The sequence below is a fragment of the Pseudomonas veronii genome (genome assembly GCF_002028325.1).
GTDB classification, from domain to species: domain Bacteria; phylum Pseudomonadota; class Gammaproteobacteria; order Pseudomonadales; family Pseudomonadaceae; genus Aquipseudomonas; species Aquipseudomonas veronii.
In genome coordinates this window covers 655,759-670,137 of the sequence record NZ_CP018420.1, presented here as the reverse complement: position 1 = coordinate 670,137, position 14,379 = coordinate 655,759, and the positions used below count along the sequence as shown (strand labels likewise).

The 14,379-nt window shown below is 60.2% G+C and carries 16 protein-coding genes; 11 read left to right on the top strand and 5 right to left on the bottom strand.

What is annotated here, in order from left to right; translation table 11 throughout:
• Positions 1–122 precede the first annotated feature (122 nt).
• Positions 123–1,301, top strand: coding sequence for an integrase core domain-containing protein (locus PverR02_RS02995; RefSeq protein WP_372340312.1), 1,179 nt, complete (start codon positions 123–125; stop codon positions 1,299–1,301).
• A gap of 49 nt (positions 1,302–1,350) precedes the next feature.
• Here the strand turns inward: PverR02_RS02995 and PverR02_RS02990 are convergent, their stop codons facing one another.
• On the bottom strand, positions 1,351–2,241 hold the full coding sequence (locus PverR02_RS02990) for an esterase/lipase family protein (protein ID WP_057006069.1): 891 nt from the start codon (positions 2,239–2,241) through the stop codon (positions 1,351–1,353).
• Positions 2,242–2,417: 176 nt separating this feature from the next.
• On the opposite strand from PverR02_RS02990, the gene PverR02_RS02985 reads away from it, so the two are divergent.
• The 3 genes from PverR02_RS02985 to PverR02_RS02975 all read left to right on the top strand — a co-directional run bounded on the left by PverR02_RS02985 (position 2,418) and on the right by PverR02_RS02975 (position 4,146).
• On the top strand, positions 2,418–2,948 hold the full coding sequence (locus PverR02_RS02985) for a ferritin-like domain-containing protein (protein WP_046384874.1): 531 nt from the start codon (positions 2,418–2,420) through the stop codon (positions 2,946–2,948).
• A 425-nt stretch (positions 2,949–3,373) separates the two neighbouring features.
• Positions 3,374–3,667 (top strand): type II toxin-antitoxin system TacA family antitoxin, encoded by a 294-nt coding sequence (locus PverR02_RS02980; RefSeq protein WP_046487348.1) that lies wholly within the window; start codon positions 3,374–3,376, stop codon positions 3,665–3,667.
• A complete protein-coding gene (locus PverR02_RS02975) occupies positions 3,658–4,146 on the top strand; it encodes a GNAT family N-acetyltransferase (protein WP_046487345.1) in 489 nt (162 codons plus the stop codon). Before PverR02_RS02980 ends, PverR02_RS02975 begins: the two co-directional genes overlap by 10 nt.
• A 100-nt stretch (positions 4,147–4,246) precedes the next feature.
• Here the strand turns inward: PverR02_RS02975 and PverR02_RS02970 are convergent, their stop codons facing one another.
• Together PverR02_RS02970 and PverR02_RS02965 are read right to left on the bottom strand one after the other, a co-directional pair.
• Positions 4,247–4,603, bottom strand: coding sequence for a hypothetical protein (locus PverR02_RS02970; protein ID WP_079442734.1), 357 nt, complete (start codon positions 4,601–4,603; stop codon positions 4,247–4,249).
• 292 nt (positions 4,604–4,895) lie between these two features.
• Positions 4,896–6,965 carry an AsmA family protein gene (locus tag PverR02_RS02965; RefSeq protein WP_079442733.1) on the bottom strand — a complete coding sequence of 690 codons (2,070 nt, stop codon included), beginning with the start codon at positions 6,963–6,965 and terminating at the stop codon, positions 4,896–4,898.
• A 358-nt stretch (positions 6,966–7,323) separates the two neighbouring features.
• Between PverR02_RS02965 and PverR02_RS02960 the strand changes: the two genes are divergently transcribed.
• Both PverR02_RS02960 and PverR02_RS02955 read left to right on the top strand, forming a co-directional pair.
• A complete protein-coding gene (locus PverR02_RS02960; RefSeq protein WP_079442732.1) occupies positions 7,324–7,695 on the top strand; it encodes a hypothetical protein in 372 nt (123 codons plus the stop codon).
• Between the two features lie 160 nt (positions 7,696–7,855).
• Positions 7,856–8,488 (top strand): TetR family transcriptional regulator, encoded by a 633-nt coding sequence (locus PverR02_RS02955; RefSeq protein WP_046384878.1) that lies wholly within the window; start codon positions 7,856–7,858, stop codon positions 8,486–8,488.
• A gap of 4 nt (positions 8,489–8,492) precedes the next feature.
• On the opposite strand, the gene PverR02_RS02950 is transcribed toward PverR02_RS02955, so the two are convergent.
• Positions 8,493–8,999, bottom strand: coding sequence for a C40 family peptidase (locus PverR02_RS02950; RefSeq protein WP_026140377.1), 507 nt, complete (start codon positions 8,997–8,999; stop codon positions 8,493–8,495).
• A 338-nt stretch (positions 9,000–9,337) separates the two neighbouring features.
• On the opposite strand from PverR02_RS02950, the gene ureE reads away from it, so the two are divergent.
• The 5 genes from ureE to PverR02_RS02925 all read left to right on the top strand — a co-directional run bounded on the left by ureE (position 9,338) and on the right by PverR02_RS02925 (position 13,046).
• Positions 9,338–9,838: an urease accessory protein UreE gene (gene ureE, locus PverR02_RS02945; protein ID WP_046384879.1), complete on the top strand. Its 501-nt coding sequence runs from the start codon at positions 9,338–9,340 to the stop codon at positions 9,836–9,838.
• Entirely contained in the window at positions 9,835–10,509 is a 675-nt protein-coding gene (locus tag PverR02_RS02940; protein ID WP_079442731.1) for an urease accessory protein UreF, read from the top strand. Before ureE ends, PverR02_RS02940 begins: the two co-directional genes overlap by 4 nt.
• 9 nt (positions 10,510–10,518) lie before the next feature.
• The gene (ureG, locus tag PverR02_RS02935) at positions 10,519–11,133 is read left to right on the top strand and encodes an urease accessory protein UreG (protein WP_017849719.1); all 615 of its coding nucleotides are present in this window, start codon (positions 10,519–10,521) and stop codon (positions 11,131–11,133) included.
• Positions 11,134–11,155: 22 nt separating this feature from the next.
• Entirely contained in the window at positions 11,156–11,728 is a 573-nt protein-coding gene (locus PverR02_RS02930; protein ID WP_079442730.1) for a HupE/UreJ family protein, read from the top strand.
• Between the two features lie 196 nt (positions 11,729–11,924).
• Positions 11,925–13,046 (top strand): AGE family epimerase/isomerase, encoded by a 1,122-nt coding sequence (locus tag PverR02_RS02925; protein WP_026140378.1) that lies wholly within the window; start codon positions 11,925–11,927, stop codon positions 13,044–13,046.
• A 125-nt stretch (positions 13,047–13,171) separates the two neighbouring features.
• On the opposite strand, the gene PverR02_RS02920 is transcribed toward PverR02_RS02925, so the two are convergent.
• The gene (locus tag PverR02_RS02920; protein WP_017849722.1) at positions 13,172–13,936 is read right to left on the bottom strand and encodes an SDR family oxidoreductase; all 765 of its coding nucleotides are present in this window, start codon (positions 13,934–13,936) and stop codon (positions 13,172–13,174) included.
• Between the last annotated feature and the right edge of the window lie 443 nt (positions 13,937–14,379).

The following is a 14,379-nucleotide window of genomic DNA, read 5'->3' as shown; positions in this document are numbered from 1 at the left end:
CCAGGGCGAACGCGGTCCAATGTGGGAGGGGGCTTGCCCCGGTACAGACCGGAGACATCCTTTACGTTTGAAACCGGAGACATCGTTTACATGTATTAATCATGGCCAGGAGGTAACTGGCCATGTCATGGAATCGAGAGTCCCCTATGGACCAAAAAGTCAGATTGATAGGCGACTGGCTGTCCGGCGCCTATTCAAAACGTCAACTGGCATTGAGCTACGGCATTAGTCGACCGACCTTGGACAAGTGGCTGCAACGGTACGCCACTGCGGGCTTGGACGGACTCAAGGAGGCTTCACGCCGTCCACTCTCAAGCCCTTTTCAAACGTGCGATGCACATATTGCTGCTCTAATTGAGCTCAAGCATCAACACCATGACTGGGGCCCCAAAAAGCTGGTCAAGGTCCTTTCCAATCGCTATCCGGAATGTCATTGGCCGGCACCCAGCACGGCGGGGGAATGGCTCAAACGAGCGGGACTGGTCCAAGAGCGGCGCAAGCGCAATCGTCCGCCTACCGGCCCCGTCAAACTTCGCCCGGCAGACCTCCCCAATCAAACGTGGGCCGCTGACTTCAAAGGTGACTTTTTAATGACGGATGGCCGACGCTGTTACCCGCTGACACTCACGGATCAGGCCAGCAGATTCATATTGTTGTGTCGTGCTCAGCCCAGTGTGGCTGGGGCCCGCGAGGGTTTTGACTGGGCTTTTCGCGAGTATGGTCTGCCTGACGTCATCAGGACTGACAACGGTTCACCCTTCGCTTCAACCGGCCTCAACAGGCTCTCGAGTCTGGCCGTATGGTGGATACGACTGGGTATCTACCCAGAGCGTATTCAGCCGGGGCGACCCGATCAGAACGGGCGGCATGAGCGTATGCATCGCTCACTCAAGGCCGCGTTACTGAAGACGCCAGAAGCCAATATGGTCCAGCAGCAGTTGGCGTTTGAACGATTTCGACAGGAATTCAATCATGATCGGCCGCACGAGGCGTTGGGTATGAAAGTGCCGAACGATCTGTACGATAAATCGCCAAGGATCTATACAGGCTGGGTACCTCCTGCCGAATATGGAGCGGATATGGAGGTACGCAAAGTCAGAACAGACGGATCAATGAAGTGGAGGGGCAGGATGATCTTTTTGAGTGAGTCACTGGTAGGAGAGTCCGTTGGACTGCGAGAAGTGGACGACAACGTGTGGGACATGTACCTATGTAACTATCCACTGGGTAGGCTAGACAGCGGTGCAAGCCGGCTGTCCAGCACCCAGAAACGTAAAGGATGTCCCCGGTCTCGTTTGTAAAGGATGTCTCCGTCTGTACACCCCGATGAACGATAACGCGGTGCATCTCCTACACCCCAGCCGCCTTGAGCCTCTGCGCATGTTCGACGAACAAGCGGATCGGCTCCGCGCCTTTGCCCACCAGCCCCAGCGACTGGTTGACGATATCGAAATGGTCGAGGGCGTAGTCATCGCCGATCACCGTCCCCAGGTGTGAGCTGTAGCGCCCGACCATGCCATCGCACTGGCCTTTCTCGCGCACGAAGCTGCGGGCGAACAAGCGGCAACTGCGATTCGTGCCATCGAGCAGGTTGCGCCCGCGATCGGTCTTACCCGGCTGCAAGGTGCCGGACCACGAGTAATAGCGCACACCATTGACCTCTGCGGCGCCCTGCCCGCCCCATGTCGGCGGCAATCCCTGGGGATACTCACGATTGAACACCGCCACGCCGGCGCTGGTCAGCGACTGGTGCGAGGCGTGCAGGTCGGCCTTGAAGCGCGGGCCTCGGTAGCCGGTCTCCAGCAGGCTCATGACGGCGGCGACCAGATGAAACAGCGCGCTGACCATCCGGCCTTTGACGCTGCCCCGGGGGTAATGGGTGTGGAAATAATCCGCCAGCTCCGAACCGTGGTTGGGGCCGGCCACCGACGTCACCGAGGCGATCCACTGCGGACATTTGGCCGCGGCATAGCGCGCAGTGAGCGAACCCTGGCTGTGGCCGATCAGGTTGACCTTGTCGGCACCGGTTTCGCGGCGAATCCGCTCGACCTGCGCGAGCAACTGCTCGCCACGCACCTCGCTGGAATCGAGCGGCGCCACCTGCACCGCAAACACCTGCGCCCCGCCGGCCCGCAACGCCGGGACGATGCCGTACCAGTAAGGAAACAATCCCAGGCGCACAAACCCCAGCATGCCCGGCACCAGCACCAAGGGGTAACGCGTGGCTAACGACTGCGACATGAAGCGAACGTCCTTGATCAAGAAAGGATGAGCGCAGGCTAACCCAATCCGGCGACGGGCTGATGACATCTGCCGGCAAATCCAATAAAACTTTTTGCCCCGCCCACGACTCACAACTTGGAGCGATCACGCCGACAGAGCGTGGCGTAAAACCGGATTAGCCCCAGGAGGTTGAGATGACTGCAGCAAACCTGACTGACGTTGCGACCCTGCGCCAACGCGCCCGCCAGAACGTCGAAAACGGCGCCGTGACCGAAGGCTACGACGCCGACCGCGAAGAGATCATTCGCCTGCTCAATGCCTCGCTGGCCACCGAACTGGTCTGCGTGCTGCGCTACAAGCGTCACTACTTCATGGCCAGCGGCGTGAAGGCGCAGATCGCCGCTGCAGAATTCCTCGAACATGCGACCCAGGAAGCCGAACACGCCGACAAACTCGCCGAACGTATCGTGCAGTTGGGCGGCGAGCCGGAATTCAACCCGGACCTGCTGTCGAAGAACGCCCATGCGCAATACGTGGCCGGCAACAATTTGAAGGAAATGGTCTACGAAGACCTCGTCGCCGAGCGGATTGCGGTCGACAGCTACCGTGGAATCATCCAGTACATCGGTGACAAAGACCCGACCACCCGCCGCCTGTTCGAAGAAATCCTGGCTCAGGAAGAAGAGCATGCGGATGACATGGCGGATATTCTCGAAAGTCTGTAAATGACTGCGCCGAAAAGGGGAAGCGGGTTAGCCAGCTTCCCCTTTTGATCGTCAGTTCGTCAGAAACCATGACAGGGCCATCCCCGCGAGCAGGTAGGGAACGACTATTCCTGACATCAGCGTCCCTCCTTCAGCAACATCGTCGCGTATTCCTGAGCGGGAGTGATGGGACTGACACACGTATAGCTATAAGATACACGCGTGTAGACATTAGCTACACGGCGCGATAGCATGCTCCCTGAGGCCACCATCATGGCCTCAACTATCAAACGTTAGATCTCCCAAACGACAGATCACATTAAGCGAATCACTGAGACATCTCAAAGGTATCCCCCCATGCAAAACACTAAGCAGAAGTTTGACGCACTAACGCGATAAGGAGGCCTCCACGCAAAAACGTAACCATTCCAAGGTGGGACAGAAACATGACTGCAATCATTGAAAGCATTGAAAAATCCAAGCCCGTTCCAATCAACATGAGAGCGGACGAAAAAAAACGGAACCTGATCGATTTGGCAGCGGCAATGTCCGGTCGCGATCGAACCAGCTTTATCTTGGAGGCTGCTTGTCAAAAAGCAGAAGAGGTCATCCTGGAAAAGCGCCTGTTCCTTCTCGACGACGTTGCATTTGACGCATTTGAACAGGCCATGGACGCCAACCCGATCCGAGGTAACAAGTGCCTACAACAACTTCTAGAAAGACCCAAACGGTGGAGCTAAAAGCCCCAGAAAGGCTGAACGATGAACACTCCCTGGATCAGTTCGATTCGGGTGAACAGTCGATCAACGATTACCTGCACAGGCAGGCGCGTAAGGCTCAAGCGGCCAAACAGGCCGTTGTTTACGTCGTCTGTCGCAAGGACACCGCTATCGTCATGGGTTACTACACCCTGTCGAGCGGTTCCATCGCACGCGAGAGCGTCGTTCCGAAAAGCCATCAACGCAACTCACCTAGCGTGCATCCAGTGACACTGCTGGGGCGCATGGGGATTACTCAAGAAGCTCAAGGCCAGGGTTATGCCATCGACCTGCTGCAGGATGCAGTTGAACGGGCAATCAGCGCCTCCAATACGATTGGGTCGAGCGCAATGATTGTTCACCCGCTGAACGAACGCCTGTCGAGTTTCTATACCAAGTACGCAGGATTTATACCGTGTCCGGGACTTTCGCCGATTACGTTGATGTTGCCGCTTCGGTAGCCCCGTCCGACGTAACGCCAAACCCGCTATAGCTCTCGCGATAGCGGGTTATTGTGGGGGGCAGGTTAGCCAACTTCCTCTTTTTTTCCTGATATGACCGTCAGGTAGTCAGTAGCCATGACAGGACCATTCCAGTGATGGAAAACAGTGTGAGCAGGAAGGGCATGACCATCCAGAGTTTGAGTCTTATGGGAATAGCTTTCACATCGTCAACGAGTACTAAACGTCTCCATTGAAAAGCCGCGGGCATAAGAATAACAAGGGCGACAGCGAAGAGTCTCTTCATCTTCCCCTCAAACAATCCGGCTTTGAACATGTGCTTGAACATCACTATAAATGTGCTGAACCGCAAATAACTCTCGGCCTCTTCCAGCTTTGTATACATAGCATAAAAAGATATAGGGAAACTCAGCATCATAATAACCCCCGAGACTATCCCCATGGACTCAAGCGTCATTGCCCACTCCCTGAAACTTTGTAAAGGAGGGAGCTTATTTGCTCACCGGTGTGGCTACCTAAAGTGCCCACCGCTACGCCCTTTATGGCGATAAACACATAAGGCTCCTGCATCGCGTCCACCTCCAAGTGACTATGACCGCCGACTATAAGAAGGCGCCGCAGGAGGTATAAGGGGAATCAGGGGCGGATTTACTGTTTCAGAAATGAACTACGCAAGACCAGGAGCACACTTACAGCACCGCCATCAAAAAGGCGCCCCTAGGGGCGCCCTTTCTTACGACTGCGCCGAATCAACCTTTCACGGTCTTCGGCGCCTTGCCTTCCTTCATCTGCTGCAACAACGGCGCGCACTGATTGGGCACGTCGCCGCTCGGCGCGACCAGTGCCAGCAACCCGGCAGCCGGGCCGGCGATCACGCCCAGCGCGACCATGCCGGCGCCACGCAGTGCCAGGGGGATGGCTTTCACGCCGGCATTCGGTTTGATGAACGGACCGTTCACATACAGCGGTGAGCGCAGCGAGAACAGGCGGAAGCCTTTCGACTCCGGGGTGATGGTCAGGTCGAGCTGCTCCGAGGCCATGTTCGCCGTGCCATCGATATAGACGATGGCGTTCTCGGTATCGAACACAAACAAGCGCGTGGTCGCGAGCCCGGTCTTGATGCCGAAGTCGGCCGCCGCGCAGTTGATCTTCACTTCCTTGTCGCCAAACAGGCGCCCGACGACGTAGTTGCCTACGTTGAGCCCGACGATTTCCATCAGGCCCCGGCTGATGGCGCCGTCGTTGATCAGCATCTTCAGGTCACCGTTGGCCGAGCCCAGCAACGCCGCCACCGAGTTACCACGCCCGGCAATATCGGCATCGCCGTTGAGTTCGCCAAAGCTGGTTTTCATCGGCTCGAAGGTCGGGAACAACTGTTTGAGTTTGAAGTTGCGCGCGGTCAATTTGGCGCGGCCTTCCATCGGCGTGATGCGCCCGTTCAGGCGGATCTGTGCATCGAGCTTGCCGCCGGCCACGCCGAACCGCAGGGGTTGCAGGCTCAGTTCGCCATCCGTCAGCACCAAGTGCGTATAGAGATCTGTGAAGGGCAAGTCGGTGCTGTGGACGATGCGTTTGCCGGTGAATTCCACGTCGGCATCCATGTCACGCCAGCGCTCGGTGCGGAACGCTTCCACCGGCAGCACTTTGGTCGCCGGTTGCTTGCTCATCCCGCCACGGGCTTTTTGCTTGGCGTTGGAGTCGGCACCGATCAAGGGCGCAAGGTCAGCCATCAGCAGTTGGTTGGACACCAGCGTGCCGCTGAGTTTGGGCCGCGGCTGGCTGGCGACGTAGGCCAGGTTGCCGTGGATGTCGCTGTCGCCGATCTTGCCGTTGAAGTTGTCGTAGCGGAACGTCGCGCCGCTGGCTTGATGCAGTTGCGCGATCAGGCGCCCATCGGTGGAATAGGCCGGCGAGTCCGGCAGCGTGACGCCGGTCAGCGGGTACAGGTTGCCCAGGCTGGCGCCGGCGAGTTTCAGGCGCAGGTCCAGGGCACCGAGGTTGAGCGGGTCGGTCAGGGTGCCGGCCACGGCGATGCGGGTGTCGGCGACGTTCACCTGGGCTTGCAGCGGAAACGGCTTGGCCGCGTCCTGCAAGGCGAGCAGGCCGCCGATCTTGCCGCTGCCGTCGAGTGTCTGCCCGTGGTAACGGCCTTTGACCTTGAGGCCGAACGCATAGTCCTGGGGGGCCGCGCCTTTTTCCAAGACCTTTTTGGCATCCGCATCGCCGACGATTTCGCCAAACGGGATGGGTTTGCCCAGCGGGTCGATGATCACGTCCAGTTGGGTTTTGAGGGTCTGGTCGTCGAGGGTCACGTGGCCCTTGTCGAAGCCGATGGCACCGATGTCCACCACCCAGGCGGAGGGTTCGGCGTTAGGGTCCTTGGGATCGAATGTGAACACCCAGTTGGCGCGCCCATCGGCCAGGCGCTGCAACTCGGCGCTCGGTTCGACGAGGTCGATACGCGGGATCACCACGCGTTGCACCAGCAAGGCCAATGGCGAGATACGCAGCTCCACACGCTTGAGCGTGACCATCTGCGGGGTTTTCGACCAGTCGGGGTTGCCCAGGCTCAGGTCTTCGGCAATGACATGGGGCCAGGGCACCCAGGCGCGCCAGCCGCCCTCGTCCAGTTCACGGCGCCACACCACCGCCAGGTTGCCATTGATGGCGAACGGCCGATGCAGTTCTTCGGAAACCTTGGCATTGAGCGGCGGTTTGATGCGGTTCCAGTCGAAGAACAGCAAAAACAACACCACCACGGCGATTGATAGAACGATGCTGGCGCAGCACCAAGCGACGATTTTACGAGTGCGCGTCATTGCACAGAGCTCCTGAATACGACTGGCTGAGTCACAGCCCTTGAGACAGCTTATACAGCTAGGACTGGCAAACCCTCCCGGGGTTTAACCCAATCAACGTTTTGCCGGAAAAAACCCATTTTTCTGACCACTTCGACAGATTTATCCCACGCCAGCGCACCATTGTTACCCAAGCGCGTGTCGAAAATACCCAGCACGGTGCAAAACCGCGGGCTTGAGAGGCTCGACTTAGAGCCTCCCATGGGAACAATCAATTCCGTTGATTATTACCATTGGGTTTATGAACTTTTATATCGACTTATCGAGAGTAGCATTAGCCCCGTACCCACTTAATCGCCCTCCCAAGGAGCAACCGATCATGAAACGCCAAGTACTCGCTACCGTGCTGCTGTCCGTCCTGGCATCCAGTGCCTTTGCCCTGCCGGCCGCTGAACAAGCGATCCCACAAGCCAAAGCCGATGCCGTTCAATTCAGCCAAACCCTCGCCCGTAGCGGGTCGCAAGAACAAGAGAACCGTGACTACGCCAAAGGCGCCGTTGCTGAAAATGGTTCGGAACAAGCCAACAAACGCGCTTACACCGAAGGCGTGACCGAAAACGGCCACAACCGCCTGGAAGAAAAAGGCCTGGTTGAAGGTGGTGCTGAACTCGCCAACAAACGTGCCTATACAGAAGGTGTTGCTGAAGGCGGTGCCGACCGTCTGCAAGATCTGCATCAAGCTCAGAGCTAAGCCTGTGGTGGCCCGGAAAAAAGCCCGATCCCTGGATCGGGCTTTTGACTTTCTGCACAACGTGTCACGTATCCACGCCGCAATGCCCTGCCAAGTTCGACGTCTATGAAGCGGTTTTGCTAGAGTGCGTCGCTGTACTTGCCGACAAAGCCCGCCCGCCATGCTGCCCCGTGCCGAACAGAAGCAACAGACCCGCCTCGCTCTGATGGACGCTGCCCGCCATCTGATGGAGTGTGGCCGCGGGTTCGGCAGCCTGAGCCTGCGGGAAGTGGCCAAGACAGCCGGGATCGTGCCCACCGGGTTCTATCGTCACTTTGCCGACATGGACCAACTGGGCCTGGTGCTGGTCAGCGAAGTCGGCCAGACCTTCCGTGCCACGATCCGCCTGGTGCGCCACAACGAATTCATGATGGGCGGCATTATCGATGCGTCCGTGCGGATCTTCCTCGATGTGGTCGCGGCCAATCGCTCGCAATTCCTGTTCCTGGCCCGCGAACAGTACGGTGGCTGTCTGGCTGTGCGCCAAGCCATCGGCGCGCTGCGCGAAGACATCACCAGTGACCTGGCCGCCGACCTGACCCTGATGCCCAAGCTCCAGCACCTGGACGCCGACGGCCTGCACGTGATGGCCGACCTGATCGTCAAAAGTGTGTTCGCCACCCTGCCCGACATCATCGACCCGCCCGCCCACGCGCTGCCCGCCCACCTCACGCCCCAGGCGAAAATCACCCAGCAGTTGCGCTTCATCTTCATTGGCCTCAAGCACTGGCAGGGCCTCGGCAGCACCGAGTAAGCCGTCAACCCGCCGTGTGGAAACGCTTGGCGCCGGTGTAGTTCTTGTTCCAGTAGTTGTTGCTCAACGAATCGATCCGCACATTCTTGCCGGCCCGCGGCGAATGAATGAATTTCCCTTCGCCGATATACAGCCCCACATGGCTGACCTGACCGCGCCCGTTGCCTTTGAAAAACACCGCGTCCCCCGGCTTGAGCTCGTTGCGCTTGACGGTCGCAGCCGTTGAACGGTGCATCGCCGCCGTCGTGCGCGGGATGTGAATGTTGGCTTCGGTCTTGAACAGGTAGACCAGGAAACTACTGCAATCAAACCCTTGCTCGGCCGAGGTGCCCCCCCATTTGTACGGGGTGCCCAGCAGGGCATGGGCGCGGTCGACCACATTCGCCACCGAAGACGTTGGGACACCAGGCAGCGAAGAGCCGAATGTCGATTGGGGTTTCAGGTTGGCCGAGGCCGATGAGATGACACAGGAAAGACTGAAAAGGATTAAAAAGAAAAGTGACTTGAACATTGATGAATCGCCGTGGTGTTAAGACGGCGCAAATCCTAAAGAAACAGCGCGTAACTTTTTGAACGCGGAATCCGGATACCGCGTAGGAGAAATCTGAAAAAACACCAGTGCGAATTAGATGAGAGAAATTTCATGCAAAACCGCACACCACATCCACATACAACGCCCCCATCCAGTGCTACACCTCCAGACTCGCACCAAATTGAGGCATAAAGGCGCTGACTGACGCCCTATTCGGTGGCATCGCTGCGCTCGCCTTCAGGGAATTCCTACTCCTGCGCGGGATTGGCAAGCCCCTTGCTCTAGCTCTCTTATCGCTCATAGCTGGAAGCCTTCTGATGCTGGTGATCCACCGCCGAATCGCCCCGCAAGCCCTCTGGGTCGCCGAGTTGCTGCTGAACTTCGAAGCACGCAGCAAAAGCCGCCTGCGCTGTTTCAGTGCCGACGGCGAAGACGTCGGCCTGTTCCTGGAGCGTGGCCAGCCGCCGCTGCACGATGGCGAGTTCCTACAGGCTGAAGACGGACGTGTAGTACGCGTCTGCGCGCGCCCTGAACAACTGCTGCACGTCACCTGTCGCAATGCATTTGAACTGACCCGCGCCGCGTATCACCTGGGCAATCGCCACGTGGCCTTGCAAGTAGGCGACGGCTGGCTGCGCCTGCTGGATGATTACGTGCTCAAGGCCATGCTTGAACAGCTGGGCGCGCGGACCGAAACCCTCGAAGCGCCATTCCAGCCGGAACACGGGGCCTACGGCGGCGGCCACCACCATTCACGCCATGGCGATGAAGATTTCAACTACCCGCCGAAGCTGCATCAGTTCGGCGTGCGTTTATGAACCCAGCCTGGGCGCTGCTGCGTCTGGCCAGTCCGCAATTGCCGATTGGCGGCTACAGCTATTCCCAGGGCCTGGAAATGGCCGTGGAGAATGGCCGCGTCAAAGACGCGGCCGGCGCCCGCCGCTGGATCAGCGACCAGTTGCTGCTCAACCTCGCCCGCTTCGAAGCGCCGCTGTTGCTCGCGCATTGCCGCGCCGCCGTGGCCGGCGATTGGTCGCAGCTGACGCAACTGTGCGAGGAACACCGCGCCAGTCGCGAGACCCGCGAGCTGTATCAGGAGAGCCGGCAGATGGGGTACTCCCTGCAGCAACTGCTCAACGGCCTGCCGGAACTGGACGACGCGGCCCGTGATTTTCTCGCACAACACGCCGAGCCGCATCTGGCGCTGGGCTGGGCCCTGGCCGCACGCGCCTGGCGCATCAGCCCCGACGACGCCCTCGCCGCCTGGCTGTGGAGCTGGCTGGAAAACCAACTGGCCGTGCTGATGAAAACCCTGCCGCTCGGCCAGCAGGCCGCCCAACGCCTGACCAGTGAACTGCTGCCCCTGCTGCAACACGCCCAGCAGGACGCCAGCCACATCGACCCCAACCATTTCGGCAGCGCCGCGTTCGGCCTGTCCCTGGCGTGCATGGCCCACGAGCGCCAGTACAGCCGCCTGTTCCGTTCCTAGGAGAAGCACATGAACACACAACCTCTGCGTGTCGGCATCGGCGGCCCGGTGGGCTCCGGCAAGACCGCCCTGACCCTGGCCCTGTGCCTGGCCTTGCGTGATCGCTACAACCTGGCGGTGGTCACCAACGACATCTATACCCGCGAAGATGCCGACTTCCTGGTGCGCAACCAGGCCCTGGCGCCCGAGCGCATCATCGGTGTGGAAACCGGCGGCTGCCCGCACACGGCGATCCGTGAAGACGCCTCGATCAACCTGGAAGCGGTGGACCAACTCAACCGGCGCTTTCCCGGCCTGGACCTGATCCTGGTGGAGTCGGGCGGCGATAACCTGTCGGCGACGTTCAGCCCGGAACTGTCGGACCTGACCATCTATGTGATCGATGTGTCCGCCGGCGATAAACTGCCGCGCAAGGGCGGCCCCGGCATCTGCAAATCCGACCTGCTGGTGATCAACAAGATCGACCTGGCGCCCTTGGTCGGTGCCTCGCTGGAACTGATGAACAGCGACACCCAACGCATGCGCAACGGTAAACCCTTTGTGTTCAGCAACCAGAAAACCGGCGTCGGCCTGGATGAGATCGTCGCCTTCATCGAACGCCAGGGCCTGCTGACTGCAGCCTGATCAACCCATAAGGAACCTGTCCATGCGCCTGAAAAAACTCTTCGCTGCCGCCGCCCTGCTGCTCGCACCCGCCTTGGCCTTCGCCCACCCGGGTCACGGCGACAACGGCCTGGTGGCGGGTATCAGCCATCCATTGGGCGGTCTCGACCATTTGCTGGCCATGCTGGCGGTCGGCTTGTGGGCCGCCCAGCAAAAAGGCGCGGCGCGTTGGGCGCTGCCCTGCACCTTCGTGGCCACCCTGTTGCTCGGCGGCCTGTTGGGCTTTGAAGGCCTGGCGTTGCCGGCGCTGGAAAGCGGGATTGCCGCGTCGGTGCTGGCCCTGGGCCTGGCGGTGGCGCTGGCGGTGCGCCCGCCGTTGTTCATGGCGCTGGGGGCGACGGCCTTGTTCGCGCTGTTCCACGGCGTGGCCCATGGCTTGGAGCTGCCGGACATGTCCAGCCCTTGGGCGTATGCCGCCGGATTTGTCGGCGCCACCGCTGTATTGCACGCTGCCGGTTATGCCGTGGTGCGCTGGCTGCCGACTGCGGCGGCGCCGTTGGTGCGGGTTGCCGGGGCGGCTTCGGCGGCGACTGGGGTTTGGTTGCTGGCTGGCTGATTTGCGGCGCGATTAAGCGCCTCATCGGGGGCAAGTCGAATCGTCGCACCGCCCCTCCCACATTCGCTTGCATTCCAAAGTTGGAACTCGGTCGAATGTGGGAAGGGGCTTGCCCCCGATAGCGGTGGCGCAGACACCACCGTTCCCAAGCCTGCTACCATGCGCGCCTACACCCCTGCCGTGACGACGCCAGCCGATGCCCATCGCTCCAAGCTCCGCCCTTCAGCCTTCCTTGAATGCCGTGCTCACGCACTTCCATGACCTGATCGTGCCGCTCTGGCAGGGCCCGGGCTGGAACGCCGAGCTGGCGCTGCCCTACGAGGCGCTGGACGCCGACCACCGGCCGCTGCCGCCGCAACGCTACCGCGCCATGGCCTGTGCCCGGCAGTTGTACCTGTTCGCCAGCCTGATCGGCGAACCCGGCGCAGCCTTTGCCGAAGAACGCGCCGCCGTGTTGTTCCGCTCGCTGCAACGGCATTTCCACGATGCCGAGCACGGCGGCTGGTTCTACAGCATCGACCCCGCCGGCCAGCCGCTGGACAAGCGCAAGGATCTGTACACTCACGCGTTCATCATCTTCGCCTGCGCCCATTACTGGGCCAAGGTGCGCGAACCGCTGGTGGAGTCGGTGTTGAATGCGGCGCTGGAAGTGGTCGCCCAACGTTTCGCCAGCGGCGATGGCCTGTACGAGGCGGTGCTGGAGCGTAATTGGTCGTCCCTCAAGTCCGGCCCATTGCAAAACCCGCTGATGCACCTGGCGGAAGGCTTCCTCGCCACCCTGGCGGTGCGTGAAGACGCCGCGGTGCAAACCGCATTGCTGGCCTTGGCGACGGCCATGCAGCAGCGTTTCATCGAGCGCCAGCACGGCGTGATGATGGAAAAACCGCTGGGCGCTGTGGATAACTGGTTTGAGCCGGGGCACCAGTTCGAGTGGTTCTTCTTGCTTGAGTCTTCCGACGTGCTGCGCGGCACGCCGCTGCATGCTTCGCTGACGCGGGCCTTTGCCTATGCCGAGCAAACGGGTGTGGATAACCGGACCGGCGCGGTCAGCGGCATGCTCGCCCTGGACGGCAGCGTGCGCGACGGCACCCAACGCATCTGGGCCCAGGCGGAATACCTGCGCGCACTGACCTTGCGGCCGGGCAGCGAAGCCGTGCTGCAGCGCCAGTTGCTCGCGTTGCAGCAGCACTTCCTGCATGCCAAGGGCTGGAATGAATGCCTGGATGCCCAGGGCAGCGTGAGCCGACGGGATATGCCGTCGACCACGCCGTATCATCTGGCGACCTGTTATCAGGGGTTGGTCAAGGTTCTCGGCTGACCTTCAGGGACTCATCGGGGGCAAGCCCCCTCCCACACTGAATTGGGTTCACAGATTTTGATGTGTGAACCCATTCAAATGTGGGAGGGGGCTTGCCCCCGATGCAGGCGACTCGGTCTAACGCCTTACTTGGCCCCACGCTCAATCGCAAACCCGGCCCAGCTCTGGCTCACCGGCATCAGCTCAAGACGGTTGATGTTGACGTGCGCCGGGGTGTTCAGCACCCAGAAGATGGTGTCGGCGATGTCCTGCGGCTGGATCGGCTCGGCGCCGGCGTAGGTGGCGTCGTAGCGCGCCTGGTCGCCGCCGAAGCGCACCAGAGAGAACTCGCTTTCACACAGCCCTGGCTCGATGTTGGTCACACGCACGCCGGTGCCTTGCAGGTCGCAGCGCAGGTTCAGCGAGAATTGCTTCACGAACGCTTTGGAGCCGCCATACACGTGGCTGCCCGGGTACGGGTAGCTGCCGGCGATGGAGCCCAGGTTGATGATCCCGGCACCGCGGCCATAGGCGATCAGGCGCGGCAACAGCAGGTGGGTGGTGGTCAGCAGGCCCTTGATGTTGGTGTCGACCATGGTTTCCCAGTCGTCGAGGTTGCACTTGGGCGCGGGATCGGTGCCCACGGCCAGGCCGGCGTTGTTGATCAGCCCGCGCAGCTTGGCGAACGCGGGCGGCAGGCCGGCAATCGCCGCTTCCATGCCTTGGCGGTCACGCACGTCCACCACCAGGCCGTGTACTTCGGTCTGCTTGGAAAGCTCTTCGACCAGCGCGTTCAGACGCTCGGCACGACGACCGGTGAGCACCAGTTTCCAGCCAGCTTCGGCAAACCGACGGGCGCAGGCTTCGCCGAAACCTGAAGTTGCGCCAGTAATAAACAGCGTGTTGGACATGGTGTTCTCCTTGCGGGCATCGGAAAAAATAAGCCAGCAGAATGCCCTTACACCGTCGTCGCGGCAACCGCTATGCACATCACGCCATGCACGCCTGATCAGTTTTTAACCAAACCACGCAAAGCCTTACACACCGTGGCCTGCAGCCATATGCGCGCAGGTTATCCACAATTGCGCCCACAGTCTTTGGGGGCAAGTGCAAAAAGCCCAGAGCCGCTGTGTACAAGGCTTTCAGGCGGTTTTGCAAAGTTTTTTGCTTGACCTGGACGAGGCGGTATGTAGGCCCATGCACGAGAGGAAAAACCGAACGATGGCTCCAGGCCAGTCATTCCGGCCTCTGCGGGCGTCTTTCCAGAGTTTAACCACAGACTTATCCACAGGTTGGACAGACATAATCCGGTCATATACCTGTGTCTTTAAACAGGTTGACAAACCCCTCGGCA

Bases quoted from the DNA above. Each gene is read 5' to 3' on its own strand.
- PverR02_RS02995 (WP_372340312.1), top strand. From the start codon at position 123: ATGTCATGGAATCGAGAGTCCCCTATGGACCAAAAAGTCAGATTGATA.
- PverR02_RS02990 (WP_057006069.1), bottom strand. From the start codon at position 2,241: ATGTCGCAGTCGTTAGCCACGCGTTACCCCTTGGTGCTGGTGCCGGGC.
- PverR02_RS02985 (WP_046384874.1), top strand. From the start codon at position 2,418: ATGACTGCAGCAAACCTGACTGACGTTGCGACCCTGCGCCAACGCGCC.
- PverR02_RS02980 (WP_046487348.1), top strand. From the start codon at position 3,374: ATGACTGCAATCATTGAAAGCATTGAAAAATCCAAGCCCGTTCCAATC.
- PverR02_RS02970 (WP_079442734.1), bottom strand. From the start codon at position 4,603: ATGACGCTTGAGTCCATGGGGATAGTCTCGGGGGTTATTATGATGCTG.
- PverR02_RS02965 (WP_079442733.1), bottom strand. From the start codon at position 6,965: ATGACGCGCACTCGTAAAATCGTCGCTTGGTGCTGCGCCAGCATCGTT.
- PverR02_RS02960 (WP_079442732.1), top strand. From the start codon at position 7,324: ATGAAACGCCAAGTACTCGCTACCGTGCTGCTGTCCGTCCTGGCATCC.
- PverR02_RS02955 (WP_046384878.1), top strand. From the start codon at position 7,856: ATGCTGCCCCGTGCCGAACAGAAGCAACAGACCCGCCTCGCTCTGATG.
- PverR02_RS02950 (WP_026140377.1), bottom strand. From the start codon at position 8,999: ATGTTCAAGTCACTTTTCTTTTTAATCCTTTTCAGTCTTTCCTGTGTC.
- ureE (WP_046384879.1), top strand. From the start codon at position 9,338: ATGCTGGTGATCCACCGCCGAATCGCCCCGCAAGCCCTCTGGGTCGCC.
- PverR02_RS02940 (WP_079442731.1), top strand. From the start codon at position 9,835: ATGAACCCAGCCTGGGCGCTGCTGCGTCTGGCCAGTCCGCAATTGCCG.
- ureG (WP_017849719.1), top strand. From the start codon at position 10,519: ATGAACACACAACCTCTGCGTGTCGGCATCGGCGGCCCGGTGGGCTCC.
- PverR02_RS02930 (WP_079442730.1), top strand. From the start codon at position 11,156: ATGCGCCTGAAAAAACTCTTCGCTGCCGCCGCCCTGCTGCTCGCACCC.
- PverR02_RS02925 (WP_026140378.1), top strand. From the start codon at position 11,925: ATGCCCATCGCTCCAAGCTCCGCCCTTCAGCCTTCCTTGAATGCCGTG.
- PverR02_RS02920 (WP_017849722.1), bottom strand. From the start codon at position 13,936: ATGTCCAACACGCTGTTTATTACTGGCGCAACTTCAGGTTTCGGCGAA.